8 protein-coding genes are annotated in these 12695 nt (G+C 62.1%); 2 read left to right on the forward strand and 6 right to left on the reverse strand.

Features of this window, described 5'->3' with window-relative positions; translation table 11 throughout:
• Nucleotides 1-17 precede the first annotated feature (17 nt).
• Nucleotides 18-2294: a beta-glucosidase BglX gene (bglX, locus tag ACK8OE_RS00305; RefSeq protein ID WP_410270920.1), complete on the forward strand. Its 2277-nt coding sequence runs from the start codon at nt 18-20 to the stop codon at nt 2292-2294.
• Entirely contained in the window at nt 2295-3587 is a 1293-nt protein-coding gene (locus ACK8OE_RS00310; RefSeq protein ID WP_410270921.1) for an MFS transporter, read from the forward strand.
• Here ACK8OE_RS00310 and hfaB (ACK8OE_RS00315) read toward each other — a convergent pair.
• The 6 genes from hfaB (ACK8OE_RS00315) to galA form a co-directional block, all read right to left on the reverse strand.
• Entirely contained in the window at nt 3573-4523 is a 951-nt protein-coding gene (gene hfaB / locus ACK8OE_RS00315) for a holdfast anchoring protein HfaB (protein ID WP_410270922.1), read from the reverse strand. The two genes, ACK8OE_RS00310 and hfaB (ACK8OE_RS00315), sit on opposite strands and share 15 nt — an antisense overlap.
• Nucleotides 4520-5365: a holdfast anchoring protein HfaB gene (gene hfaB / locus ACK8OE_RS00320; protein WP_410270923.1), complete on the reverse strand. Its 846-nt coding sequence runs from the start codon at nt 5363-5365 to the stop codon at nt 4520-4522. Before hfaB (ACK8OE_RS00320) ends, hfaB (ACK8OE_RS00315) begins: the two co-directional genes overlap by 4 nt.
• Before the next feature lie 37 nt (nt 5366-5402).
• Nucleotides 5403-5825, reverse strand: a complete 423-nt coding sequence (hfaA, locus tag ACK8OE_RS00325; protein ID WP_126420354.1) for a holdfast anchoring protein HfaA — start codon at nt 5823-5825, stop codon at nt 5403-5405.
• A gap of 61 nt (nt 5826-5886) precedes the next feature.
• Nucleotides 5887-6492: a hypothetical protein gene (locus ACK8OE_RS00330; RefSeq protein WP_290799191.1), complete on the reverse strand. Its 606-nt coding sequence runs from the start codon at nt 6490-6492 to the stop codon at nt 5887-5889.
• A 385-nt stretch (nt 6493-6877) separates the two neighbouring features.
• Nucleotides 6878-10027, reverse strand: coding sequence for a glycoside hydrolase family 2 TIM barrel-domain containing protein (locus ACK8OE_RS00335; RefSeq protein WP_410270924.1), 3150 nt, complete (start codon nt 10025-10027; stop codon nt 6878-6880).
• Between the two features lie 176 nt (nt 10028-10203).
• Entirely contained in the window at nt 10204-12684 is a 2481-nt protein-coding gene (galA, locus tag ACK8OE_RS00340) for a beta-galactosidase GalA (protein WP_410270925.1), read from the reverse strand.
• Between the last annotated feature and the right edge of the window lie 11 nt (nt 12685-12695).

A 12695-nucleotide genomic window follows, 5' to 3' on the forward strand; every position in this document is an offset into this window, starting at 1 on the left:
GATACCAAGGATAACCCATGACCGCTTTCACGCCCTCACGCCGGTTCTTCCTCAGGGGCGCCGTAGCCACGGCCGCCTTCCTTCCCGTCGTCGCCCCCGGCCTCGCCAAGGCCGTGGTCGCGCCGGACCCCTTTATCGAAAAGCTGATCGCGTCGCTTTCGCTCGAAGAAAAGGCCGGTCAGCTCAGCCTCTATGCCGACCTGACGCGCCCGGACTTCGGCAATGTCAATCCGGCCGCCGTGGCCCAGACCAGGGATGAGGTGAAGGCGCGCATCCGTCGCGGCGAAATCACCGGCCTGTTCAACGGCATCGGTGTCGCCGGGGCGCGTGAATTGCAAAAGGTGGCGGTCGAGGAATCGCCGCACAAGATTCCGCTGATCTTTGCCGCCGATATCATCCACGGCCTGCGGACCACCTTCCCGGTGCCGCTGGGCGAGGCGGCGGCGTGGGACGCTGATCTGGCCTACCGCACGGCGCGCGCCGCGGCTATTGAGGCGACCGCCGTCGGCCTGCACTGGACCTTTGCGCCGATGGTGGACATTGCCCGCGATCAGCGTTGGGGCCGCGTCGTCGAAGGGGCGGGCGAAGACACCTATCTCGGCAATGTGCTGGCCGTCGCCCGCGTCAAGGGTTTTCAGGGCAATGACCTGAAGGACGGGCGCAACATGCTGGCCTGCCTCAAGCACTTTGCCGCCTATGGCGCGGTGCAGGGCGGCATGGAATATGCGACGGTCGATATCCCCGAAACCACCCTGTGGGAAACCCATCTGCCGCCGTTCAAGGCCGGGCTGGACGCCGGGTGTTTGTCGGTGATGTCGAGCTTCAACGACATTTCGGGCGTGCCCGCTACGGCCAACCGCCACCTGCTGACCGAAATCCTGCGCGATCAGTGGGGCTTTAGAGGGCTGGTGGTGTCCGACTACACCTCCGAAGAAGAACTGATCCTGCACGGCTATGCCGCCGATGGGCGTGACGCCACCAAAAAAGCCATTATGGCCGGGTGCGATATGTCCATGCAATCAGGTCTTTATTTCAAACACCTGCCATCACTTGTGAAGGATGGCGAAGTGCCGCAAGCGGTGCTGGATGAGGCGGTGCGCCGCGTTCTGCGCGTCAAGAAGGCGTTGGGCCTGTTCGACAATCCGTACCGCTCGATGGACGCCAAGCGCGAAAAGACCGATGTGCGCAGCGCCGGGATCGTTGCCCTGTCGCGCGAAGCGGGTCGCCGCTCGATCGTGCTGTTGCGCAACGAAGGCAACATTCTGCCTCTGGCCAAAACGGGCAAGAAGATCGCTCTGATAGGGCCTCTGGGCGCAGATCGCCACAACCTGCCGGGCCCGTGGTCTGTCTTCCCGGACCGGGCCAAGGGCGTCACCATTGAGGAAGGCCTGCGCGCCGTGGTGACAGACCCGGCGGCGATCACCGTGGTCAAGGGCGTGGATTTCGAAGCGGCCATTCCGGGCGGCATAGACGCGGCCGTCGCGGCGGCCAAAGCCGCTGACATCGTGGTGCTGGCCATGGGTGAAGCCGAGAACATGTCCGGCGAAGCGCAAGCCCGCACCGATATTTCGCTGCCCGCGCCGCAACTGGCGCTGATCGAAGCCGTCAAGGCGACGGGTAAGCCGACCGTGCTGCTGCTGCGTCACGGGCGGGCGCTGGCGCTCACCGGCGCGGCGCGTGAGGCCGACGCCATCCTCGCGACGTGGTTCCTGGGGTCAGAAACCGGCAACGCCATTGCCGATATTCTGTTCGGCGACTACGCCCCCTCCGGTCGCCTGCCGGTCAGCTTTCCGCAGGCGTCGGGCCAGCAGCCCTATTACTACAATCACCGCATCACAGGGCGTCCGCAACTCGATCCGAAGGACATGGCCTATAAGACCCGCTACCGCGAAGTCACCAACAAAGCCCTCTATCCGTTCGGCTACGGCCTGACCTATTCAACCATTGAATACGGCCCGACCACAGTCAGTTCGGCGGAACTGGGCTGGGACGCCACTTTGACGGTTAGCGCCGAAATCGCCAATACGGGCACGCGCGACGCCGATGAGGTGGTGCAGCTCTATATCCATGACCGGGTGGCGAGCCTCGTCCAGCCGATCCGTCAGCTCAAGGGCTTCAAGCGGATCAGCCTGAAGGCCGGGGAGCGCAAGCGGGTGGCATTTACCCTCAGCCGCGCCGATCTGGCCTTCGTGCACCATGATCTGAAGCCCGCCGCCGAGCCGGGCGCGTTTAAGGTGTGGATCTCCCCTTCGGCGGTCGGCGGCACCCCGGCTGACTTTGTGCTGAAAGCCTGAATGACGCGAAAAAGCAGCGAGATAGGCCTGGGTGGGGCCGCGGTTTACGGGCTGGGTGACTTTGCCTGTAACCTCTACTGGCAAAGCCTCAGCCTGTTTCTGCTGTTCTACTATACCGAGGTGGTCGGCCTGCCGCCGGCAACGGCGGGTCTGATCTATCTGATCGCCTCAGTGTGGGATGGGCTGATCGACCCGCTGATCGGGGCGGCAGCGGACAAGACGCGCACGCGGTTCGGGGCCTATCGCCCCTATCTCCTGTTCGGCGGGCCGCTGCTGGGGCTCAGTTTTTGCCTTCTCTATTATCGCCCGCCGCTGGAAGGGACGATGCTGACCCTCTGTCTTTTGGGCACGCATCTGGTCTTTCGCACCTTCTATGCGCTGGTCAATGTGCCCTATGCGGCCCTGTCCGGGCGTATCACCAGCGATCCTGACCGCCGCGCGCAATTGTCGGGCTTTCGCATGTTTTTCGGGGCTTTGGCGGCGGTTCTGGTGTCGCTGATCACCCCGGCCTCCGGGCAGGGGGGCTATTTCCTGACGGCTGTCGCCTTTGCCATCGTCGCCACCGCCCTGTTTCCGCTGGTGTTTTCGGTGACACGCGAACCTGCGCCGCAGACGAGCGCGCCACCGCCGGCGTTGAAAGCCCTGATCAGCAGCCTGTTGCGCAATCGTGCCTTCTGGCGGCTCAATCTGGGGGCGCTGGCTTTTGCCGTCTCAGGGACGGTCCTCACCAAATCCGTCCTCTACTATTTCAAATATCAGCTACACGATGACCGCAGCGGCGCGCTGGCCCTGGCGGTGATGGGCATGGCGGGCCTTGTGGTTATTCCGCTATGGACGCTTCTGGCGCGGCGTATCGGGCGACGCGGTGTGTGGATCGCGGCCTGCTGTGTGGGCCTGAGCGGGTTGGGGGCGCTGTGGGCCATCGGCACAACCGCCGGGCCTTTCGGCGTCATCGCCTGTCTGGTCTGCGTTCATAGCGGCTCACTGGGCCTGTTCTTTGCCTTCTGGTCGCTGCTGCCTGACACAGTTGACTATGGCGAGCAGACGCTTCAGGTGCGCGCCGATGGCTTCATCTTCGGCGTCGCGGGCATGATCTCCAAAATCTCGATGGGTCTGGGGGCGGGCCTGTTCGGCTGGGGCTTAAGTCACACCGGCTATCAGCCGAATATCGCCCAAAGTGCTGCAACCCTCAGCGATCTGCGGCTCCTGATGCTGCTCACCCCGGCGCTGGGGTTTGGTCTGTGTCTGCTGGTCATGACAGGCGAGGTGCGGGCGAAATCAGCCTCCGTCTGAGTCCACGTGGCTCCAGCGGCGGCGGTCCAGATACGGCCCCTGATAGGGCGGGCGGGGTTCGACAGCGTTAAGACTGTCCGGGCTTTGCGTCGTCGCCACGCCGCCATTGCGGCAGACCGACGGGTCTATGCCGTAAAGCCCGGCAGCGAAGTCATAGACGCTGCGTTCAACCAGGGTACGGACGCTCAGCTGGATGGGCTCCATTTCGCTGAACCCGCCCGACAGGTCGAGCATGGTCCCGTCGAGCAGGGTGAACAGGCCGGGCTTTACCTCACGCCCCACAATCTGCTTCTGATAGGCGGTGACGCGCCGGATTTCCTGCGAGCGCGTGTCGATCAGGCGCAGATCAAGCGCGATATTCATCACAAAGCGCTGCGATACGAAACTGCCTGCCGGATCATCGCTGCCCGTGCCCCCGGCGCGCAGATCGACGCCGTCCGAGCGTATGTTATAGTTCAGCTCCGTCAGGCCGCCGGAAATATAATAGTCGGACCCGGCAATCTGTCCGGCATAGACCTTGCGGAAATTGTCCGGATCGTTGCCCGCCTGATCCGGCGTGTCGGACAGGACGTGGTCCATGGCGGCCTTCAGTTCATAGTCTGAGATGTCGCGGTCGCCGCGCTCCACCTGAGGCAGGCCGGCGCGCGACAGGGCCGACTGGGTGAACAGGGCGATGCCCTGCGTGATATTGGCCCCTGTGTAGAAGTCGCGCTTGCCGGTCAGGTCGTCGATACGGCCCACGGCCACACGCGGCAGGGGCTTGTGCGTGACCACAGCCGCCTGCTGAAGACAGGTCAGATCGGCGCTGTAGGGCGTCAGGTTGGGCGTGGCCGGGGCATTGCCCACAGGCTTGGCGTAGAGGCCCGTCTGCGGGTCGGCGGTGACGCTGGCGCAGGCCGAAAGCAGCAGGGGCAGGGTAAGGACCAGACGTCTCATGGCTGCACCGTTTTCAGACCGGCCTCGCTGAGGCAGGCGCGCCCATCGGCGGCGGTCCATAGCGGCGCGATCAGGTGATAGACCGAGCGTTCGACCAGTTCGCGCACCGCCATCTGAAGCGGCTCCTGACGGCTGTTGCCGCCTTGCAGCAGCAGGCCGATATCCTCGCTGCCCCCATTGAGGCGACGGTCGTTGGTGACGCCGATCACCTGCTTCTGGAAGGTGACGGTGTCCACCACCTGCTGGGTCTGGGTGTTGACCAGCCGCAGATCGACGGCGACATTGAGCACATAGGTGCGGCCGCTAATCTGGCCCTGCGCACCGGGCAGGGCCTGCGAGCCGATGGCCGCGTCGTAGCCATCGGAGCGGATATTGTAGTTCAGTTCGGTAATGCCGCCGACGATATAATAGTGAGACCCGGCGATCTGCCCGGCCAGAATGGGGCGGAAATTGTCACCGCTTTGCCCGGCGCGCTCCGGCGTATCCGACAGCAGCTTTTGCCGCGCATAGTTCAGTTCGATCTCGGCCACGGAATTGTCGAGGCGCTCGACCACCGGGACCCCGGCATAGCCCAGTGCACTGACGGCAAATAGCGACGCACCTTGCGTGATCCTGGCGCCTGTATCGAAATCGACCTTGCCCGTCAGGTCGCCAATGCGCCCGACGGCCAGGCGCGGCAGGCCGTTCAGAGACGGGCGGTGGGCGAGGCAGCGCAGGGCGGGCGTCACCGGGGTTTCATTGAGAGTCACTTCCGCTTGCGGAGGCGCTGCGGCGGCCAGACCCGGCGCGAGCGGGCCTGCGGCGCAACTCAGGGCGAAGAAGAGGCGAAGGGTGGGGGGCATCTGCGCGTATCCGGGTAGGGGTGAAAGCGGGGAGGTGTTATTCACCGGTCGTTTTGCGACCGTTCAGGACGGCGGAGACATTGCCGGAATTGTCCTGACGGCTGTTGAGAATGACCGTGTTGTGGCTGCCGCTGACCGTGACCGACAACAGGTTGCCAATTGCCGTGGCCGTGGCCGTCCCCTGCGGCGTCAGGAGACTATTGTTCGACAGAAGGCTGCCGCCGTTGGAACTCGACTGGCTGTAGCGGCTATTGGCGTCGTCGTACTGGATGATACCGTTGACGATCAGGCGGTTGCCATTGGCATCGCGCGTGGTGGGGGTGAAAGGTTGGTTTTCCAGCCGTCGGCCATTGCCATAGCCGTTTTCCAGCGCGCGCAGGTCCGAGGTCTGAGCGGCGGCGGGCAGGGCCAGTAACGGGCCGGTAAAGACGAGGCCGGTGAGAAGGACGGATGTTCGCATGTCTATGGCTCCATAACGGGAAAGAGGAACCCGCCTGCGCGGCGGGCTCCCTTCCGGATCATCAGAAACCCTTGACCGTCAGGGTGTTTCCGATAGCCGCCGCCGTGGCGTCCACCTTGCCCGCAACGCCCGCGATCGTGGTGTTGGCATAGGCATTGACCGCAGCCGTATTGACCTGGGTCGAGTTCAGGCTGCTGAAGTCGGTGGTGAAGGTGGCCGAGTTGCTGATGGCCGCCGCCGTGGCGCTGACCGACTTGTCCACATTATAGACCGTGGCGTTCAGCACCGCCGACGGGTCGTAATTGACGTACTGGGTGTTCGACACGGCACCCGACCAGTCGGCTTTCACCGTCGCCGTATTGGCAATGGCGGCCGAAGTGGCGCTGACATCGCCCGTCACATTGGTGATGGTCGTCGAAAGGTTGGACGTCGCGTCCCCGAAGAAGCGCTGATAGTTGTTCAGGCCGTTCAGGCTCGACCCTTCGGCGGTGAAGCTGTTGCCGATGGCCGCAGCGGTCGCCGATACGTCATTGGTGACATTGTCGATCTTGGCGTTCAGTTGCGCCTTGATGTTGGACGAGTTGTTCTGATTGTTCGAGGCGGTTTGCGCCTGAGCCGAACCGGCCAGAACCAGACCGGCGACGGCGATTAGGGAAAGGTATTTCATCTGAGTCTCCTGTGTATTTGCCCCCAAGCGGGCCACAGAAGTTCAGCAATAGACAGGCCGATAAACGCCGTTAATCTTTCATTTTTAAGATGGGTGAATGAAAAATTAAAACATTCTCGTTCAGGAGAAATTAATATTTAATAAAAAATTAGTTCACCTGAGTTTGCGATTATTAAGAAATTGAAAATCATGTCTCTTAAGGTGGCGATAACCTTAGGGTGTGCCGACTTAATACATGTATTTATTTGAGAAAATGTCTTTTCTTCCCCTTGGGGAAAGGCGAACGTTTCGTGTGTCAGAGCGGCACGCCTGCGGTAACTATATAATGGCTCCATGCCACACAAATCGGGGTGCAGGGGCCTTACGGCCCCTGCATCTTGACCCCTTAAGGCACCGTCGTCTCGATGGTGAAGCTGTAGCTCTGCGGCTTCAGCGGGATGCGGTACTTGACCAGCGAGCGCGCCTCCTGCGACCAGCCGGTATCACCGCCAACGCCGATCTGGGCCAGGTCGATCAGCAGCGTCCCGTCACCACGCGGCGTGACGTCAGCGGCACGCCATTCGCCGCGCGGGCGGGCATAGAGGTCTTCGTAGGGGAAGGCGAGGGCATTGGCGCTGAGGGGCTGAGCCCCGGTCACCTTCACCCCCTTGCCCGAAGCGTCGGAAACCGCGATCCAGCGCACATCGGTCTTGTTGCCCGTTTCCTGTGGGCGGGCATAGTCGTGGAACTGCTCAGCAAGCGTGCCCTTATAACGGCCGATGGCATAGCCCGTCTGACGATCGACATAGGATTCCTGCGGGCCGCGTCCGTACCATTCGAGATTGGCCAGAGACGGATCGGTGTCAAAGCGCAGACCGACGCGCAGCGGATCGGGCAGGTCATCCTTGACCGGATCAAAGTCGGTGGTGACCATGACCTTGCCGTCGGTGCGCAGGCGGTAGGTGACGGTGACCTTCACCTGACCGGGGCCGTGCACGAACAGGACCTGTACACGGTCAGTCTCGACCTTCAGGTCGCGGACGCGGCGGTTTTCGGTCAGGCTTTTCCAGATGCCGTGGCTGCGCGCCACATTGGCACCTTCGTCATTATCGGTCAGGCCGCGCCAGAAGTTGGGCATGCCGCCCTTGAGCAGCGTCTTGCCGTTGCTGGCCAGCGCGATCAGACCGGTATCGGCGTCGATGCTCAGCGTGCGGCCGGCGGCGCTGAGGGTAATGGCCTTGCCCTTCTGCTGTGGCTTGACAAAGGCTGTCGCTTCTACCGGAACCGAGGCCGGGCGCAGCACAAACTGGCTCCAGCCGACGGTCGAACCCGCCGGCACGCCGCGGATACTGTCGCTCTTGGCGATGGCGGCCAGCGTCACGATGTATTCCGCGCCGTCCTGCGGCAGGGCCGGCAGGGACAGGGCCACGTCCGAGGACGAGTCAGGAGCGGCCTTGACGCCGCTCAGCGTGCCGTGATCGGCGACCACGCCGTCCTTCAGCAGGGTCCAGGTGAAGTCGAAGCCCGACAGGTCGCGGAAATTATGACGGTTGATGACCGTGACCTTACCCGACTGCGGCGCGCCTTCGAAGGTGACCGGCGAATAGACCTTCTGAAGCTCGTAATATTCCGGGTCCGGGGTACGGTCGGCCTGCACCACACCGTCGCCCACCACGGAATTGTCGCCGCGTTCGGGGTTCACATCAAAGCCTGATGCCCAGTAGTGACGGCCTTTGGAGTCCGTACCGTCCACGAACTGATCAATGAAGTCCCAGACGAAGCCGCCTTGCAGCTTCTTTTTGGCGCGGATGGCGACCCAGTAATCCTCAAGATTGCCGAGGCTGTTGCCCATGGCGTGGGCGTATTCACACTGGATCAGCGGCTGGGTGTAGCGCGGGTCTTCGGCATAGTCGTTGATGCGGTCGATATCGTCATACATCGGCGCGTAGATATCGACATAGGGGTTGGGCTGATGGTCGCCGTAGAGCGTGCCGTGGCCCAGATAGGAGATCAGGCGCGTCGGATCGTTCTGGCGAATCCACCTGGCGGCGTTTTCAAAGTTGGGTCCGGTCCCGGCCTCGTTACCCAGCGACCAGAAGATGATAGAGGGGTGGTTTTTATCGCGTTCGACCATGCGCGAGATGCGGTCAAGGTGGGCATTAGCCCAGTGCGGCTTGTAGCCCAGTTGGATCTGCTCGCGGATTTTCGGGTCGTTGGCCTGCGCCGCCTTCTTGTCGGCGGTGTCCATATATTCATGGCTCTCGATATTGGCCTCATCCATGATGTAGAGGCCGTATTCGTCGGCGAGGTCGTAGAGGTACGGATCATTGGGATAGTGCGAGGTGCGCAGGGCGTTGACATTGGCCTGCTTCATCAGCTCGACATCCTTGCGCATCAGCTCCGGCGTCATGACGCGGTAGGTTTTGGGGTCGTGCTCGTGGCGATTGACGCCCTTGATCAGGATGCGCTTGCCATTGACCTGCACCTCGCCATTGCGGATTTCCACCGTGCGGAAACCGATCTTTTTGGCGGTGGCTGAGATCAGATTGCCCTTGGCGTCCGTGACCTCGATCACCAGCCGGTAGAGGTTGGGCGTCTCCGCCGTCCACGCCTTGACGCCCTTGAGCGTGCCGCTCAGTTGCGCAGGCTTGCCAACATTTGCTTTTGCTGAGGTTTTCAGCACCTGCGTCTCGCCGTCATAGACGGTGGCGGTCACCGTGGCCGCACCCTTCTGACCGGCCAGTTCGGCCTCCAGCGCAAAGACGCCATCCGTATAGGTCTTGTCGAGCGTCGCGCGCACGGTGAAGTCACGCAGGCGCGTCTTCGGTTCGGCATAGAGATAGACCGAGCGCTCAATGCCCGACAGCCGCCAGAAGTCCTGATCCTCCAGATAGGAGCCGTCGGCGTAGCGGTAGATTTCCAGCGCGATCTCGTTCTGACCGGGCTTGAGGAATTGGGTGACGTTGAATTCGGACGGCAGCTTGGAATCTTCCGAATAGCCGACCTTCTCGCCATTGACCCAGATGTAGTAGGCCGCGCCCGCCGCCCCGATATGCAGAAACACATCCTGCCCGGCCCAGTCAGCGGCCACCTCGAAGCTGCGCTTATACGAGCCCACCTCGATCATATCGTGCGGGATGAAGGGTTCATTGGCCGGGAAGGGGTATTTGATATTCCAGAATTCGGGCAGGCCGTACTTGCCGTCGCCCTGCGCCTGAATCATGCCGGGGACCTGAATTGTGTCCCAGCCGCTGAGGTTCGCGCCGGTCTTATAGAAGTCCTTGGGGCGGTTATCGACGCCTTTGGAGAATTTGAAATCCCAGGTGCCATCCAGCGACAGGAAGCGCTTTGAGGCCGCCTTGTCGCCCTTCAGCGCCAGATCACGGCTCTCGAAATTGAAGAAGGTCGCCTTCATCGGCTCGCGGTTCACCGCCACCACCTCAGGCTGCTCCCATTCCGCCGCGGGCGCGGTTTGCGCCAGTACCGGCGCCGCGGCGAGCATCATGACCCCCGCCGCCACCGAACCCATCACTATCTTCCTGAGCGATCCAGACATATCTTACCCTTTTTCGTCTGTTTATTTGTCTGATAAATTATGGCGTCAGACTCAAGACGTGGCCAGCAAAAAGTGCGGCCAAGGGTAAAAAACGGCGGACAACGGCCTGTTTCAGGGCGTTGGTGTTTGACCTGTCTCAGCAGGTGATGGGCAAAGGTCAGACAACCCGTGCCGTTCTAAGCGGTGATCAGGGTCACGCTCGACGGTTTCAACCCCTCTGCCGAGGCCGTCACCGTGATCCGCCCGGCCGAACGTCCGGTTTGCACAATGGCCTGCGCCAGACCGTTGAACAGCTTGCGTTCAGAGGCCTTGTCGGCCTCATGGCTGGCGGGATTACCATTGCCGACGCCGATCACCGCCCCGCCACCGGACAGCGAGAATTTTACGAGATTATCGGCTTTCGGCACCGGGCGGCCCTTCGCGTCAAAGGCTTCGACCTTGAACACCGCCACATCGCGGCCATCAGCCTTGAGCGTGGTGCGATCGGCCGTCAGGACCAGCTTCGTCGCCGGTCCGACGGTTTCGCGCGTGGCCTTCATGACCACCTTGTTACCCTTATAGCCAAAGGCTTGAATCTTGCCCGGCTGATAGACCACATCCCATTCGAGGTGGCGGTTTTTGACGACGGTCTTCTTGCCCTGCGACTTACCATTGACGAACAGTTCGACGGCATCGAGATTCGAATGCACCCAGACGGAGATGTTTTGCCCTTCCTTGCCCTCCCAGTTCCAGTGTGGGAACAGGTGCAGAAGCGGCTCATTCTTCCACCAGGCGCGGTAATAAAAGGCATTGTCCTTCGGGAAACCACAGGTGTCGAGAATGCCGAATTGCGACGAAATGGCCGGCCAGCGGTTATAGGGTGTCGGCTCGCCGCGATAATCGAAGCCGGTCCAGATAAAGCCACCGGCAATAAAGGCCTTCTCATCGAACAGCGGCCAGTAGGCTTCGGCGGTCGAGGCCCACCATGGATGCTCGGTATCATAGGCCCGCAGTACGGAGCGCGACGGGTCGTTGACGTATTCGCCGCGCGTTGAGACCGTTGAGCCGGTTTCCGAGCCATAGATGGGGATGTTCGGATAGTCGGCGTGGAACTTTTCCATCAGGTGATGGCGATAGTTGAAGCCCAGCACATCGACGACCGAGGTGATGCCCTTGCCGTAGGAATTGTCGAGCGCCGCCGTCACCGGACGGGTGGGGTCAAGGCGCTTGCACAGGGCCTTCATGGTTTGGGCGACTTCGATGCCGCGTTCGGTGCCCTGTAGCGGTTCTTCGTTGCAGATCGACCAGGCGATGACCGACGGATGGTTGCGGTCGCGACGGATCATGGCGTCGAGTTGATAGAGGCCGTCCTCACTGGACGACATCTTGCGCGTTTCGTCGATGACGAGGATGCCCAGCCGGTCGCAGGCCATCAGCACTTCGGGCGTCGGCGGATTGTGCGAGCAGCGATAGGCGTTGGAGCCCATGTCTTTCAGTTGCTGCAAACGCCAGACTTGCAGGGCGTCAGGGATGGCGGCGCCGACCCCGGCGTGGTCCTGATGGTTGTTGGTCCCTTTAAGTTTGACCGGCTTCCCGTTGAGCAGAAAGCCTTTTTCGGCGTCAAAGCGGATATCGCGCAGGCCGAAATACGTCACCACCCTGTCCTGAATACCGTCGTCCGCCTCAACCGTTGTTTCCAGGCGGTAGAGGTGCGGTGTATCGACCGACCACAGGATGGGGTTGGCCAGTTTCAGCGTCTGACGCACGGTGGTGGACTCGCCCGCAGTCACCTCAGCCGTTGCCCCGTCCTGCGCTTCCTTACCCCCGATGGTCGAGGTGAGTTTGACGCTGCGCGGCTGAGCGGAGGCATTGCGTACCGTGGTTTCAATCTCGACCGTGCCGTCGGTCTTTCCGCGCACGCAGACGCCCCATTGCGGGACATGCACGGCGTGGGTCTTCACCAGCCAGACGTGGCGAAAGATGCCCGCGCCTTCGTAGAACCAGCCTTCGCCTTCGGTCGCATCAACGCGCACGGTCAGGATATTGGGCGTGTCGTCCGTATTGATAAAGTCGGTGATATCGACCTGAAACGAGGTGTAGCCGCTCTCATGCCGTTTCAGGATAAAGCCATTGAAGATGATCAGCGCGTTACGGAACACGCCGTCGAACTCGATCCACAGACGCTTGCCCTTATCCGCCGGCGACACCGGCACCGCCCGGCGATACCAGCCGATAGAGGTTTCGGGGAAGTCGCGTCCGATGGGTTTATAGCCATGCGCCGCCAGCATGTCGGGCTCATCCTCGCCATTGGCGATGGGGCCTTTGACGCCTTGCGCAAAGGGCAGGGCGACGGCCCAGTCGTGCGGCACGTCGATCTTTTGCCAGTTGGAATCGTCGAAGTCCGCTCCGACGCAGGTGGCGACGCGCGCGCCTTGCTTGGCGTGGGTACGTAGCGCCAGCCCGTAATCGAAATCGCGGCTCATATCGCTGGCGTGGCCAAAGGTGAAGCGCCAGTCGAGATCGAGCGAGACCCGCTCACGCGGGCCGAGGTCGTCCTGCGGGAAAAAGTCGATGACGGGCTCGGTCGCCTTCGCGGCCGCTACGGCGTGCGGTGCCGTCAGGGCCGCTCCGGTGACGGCAGCGGTTTGCAGCAGGCGGCGACGGTTGAGATCGGTCATGACGGTTCCCT

Source organism: Asticcacaulis sp. W401b, assembly GCF_046503825.1.
Lineage (GTDB): Bacteria > Pseudomonadota > Alphaproteobacteria > Caulobacterales > Caulobacteraceae > Asticcacaulis.

What these genes read in the sequence shown, in the direction of transcription:
- ACK8OE_RS00310 (WP_410270921.1), top strand. Translation starts at nt 2,295, where the DNA reads ATGACGCGAAAAAGCAGCGAGATAGGCCTGGGTGGGGCCGCGGTTTAC.
- hfaA (WP_126420354.1), bottom strand. Translation starts at nt 5,825, where the DNA reads ATGCGAACATCCGTCCTTCTCACCGGCCTCGTCTTTACCGGCCCGTTA.
- hfaB (WP_410270922.1), bottom strand. Translation starts at nt 4,523, where the DNA reads ATGAGACGTCTGGTCCTTACCCTGCCCCTGCTGCTTTCGGCCTGCGCC.
- ACK8OE_RS00335 (WP_410270924.1), bottom strand. Translation starts at nt 10,027, where the DNA reads ATGTCTGGATCGCTCAGGAAGATAGTGATGGGTTCGGTGGCGGCGGGG.
- ACK8OE_RS00330 (WP_290799191.1), bottom strand. Translation starts at nt 6,492, where the DNA reads ATGAAATACCTTTCCCTAATCGCCGTCGCCGGTCTGGTTCTGGCCGGT.
- hfaB (WP_410270923.1), bottom strand. Translation starts at nt 5,365, where the DNA reads ATGCCCCCCACCCTTCGCCTCTTCTTCGCCCTGAGTTGCGCCGCAGGC.
- bglX (WP_410270920.1), top strand. Translation starts at nt 18, where the DNA reads ATGACCGCTTTCACGCCCTCACGCCGGTTCTTCCTCAGGGGCGCCGTA.
- galA (WP_410270925.1), bottom strand. Translation starts at nt 12,684, where the DNA reads ATGACCGATCTCAACCGTCGCCGCCTGCTGCAAACCGCTGCCGTCACC.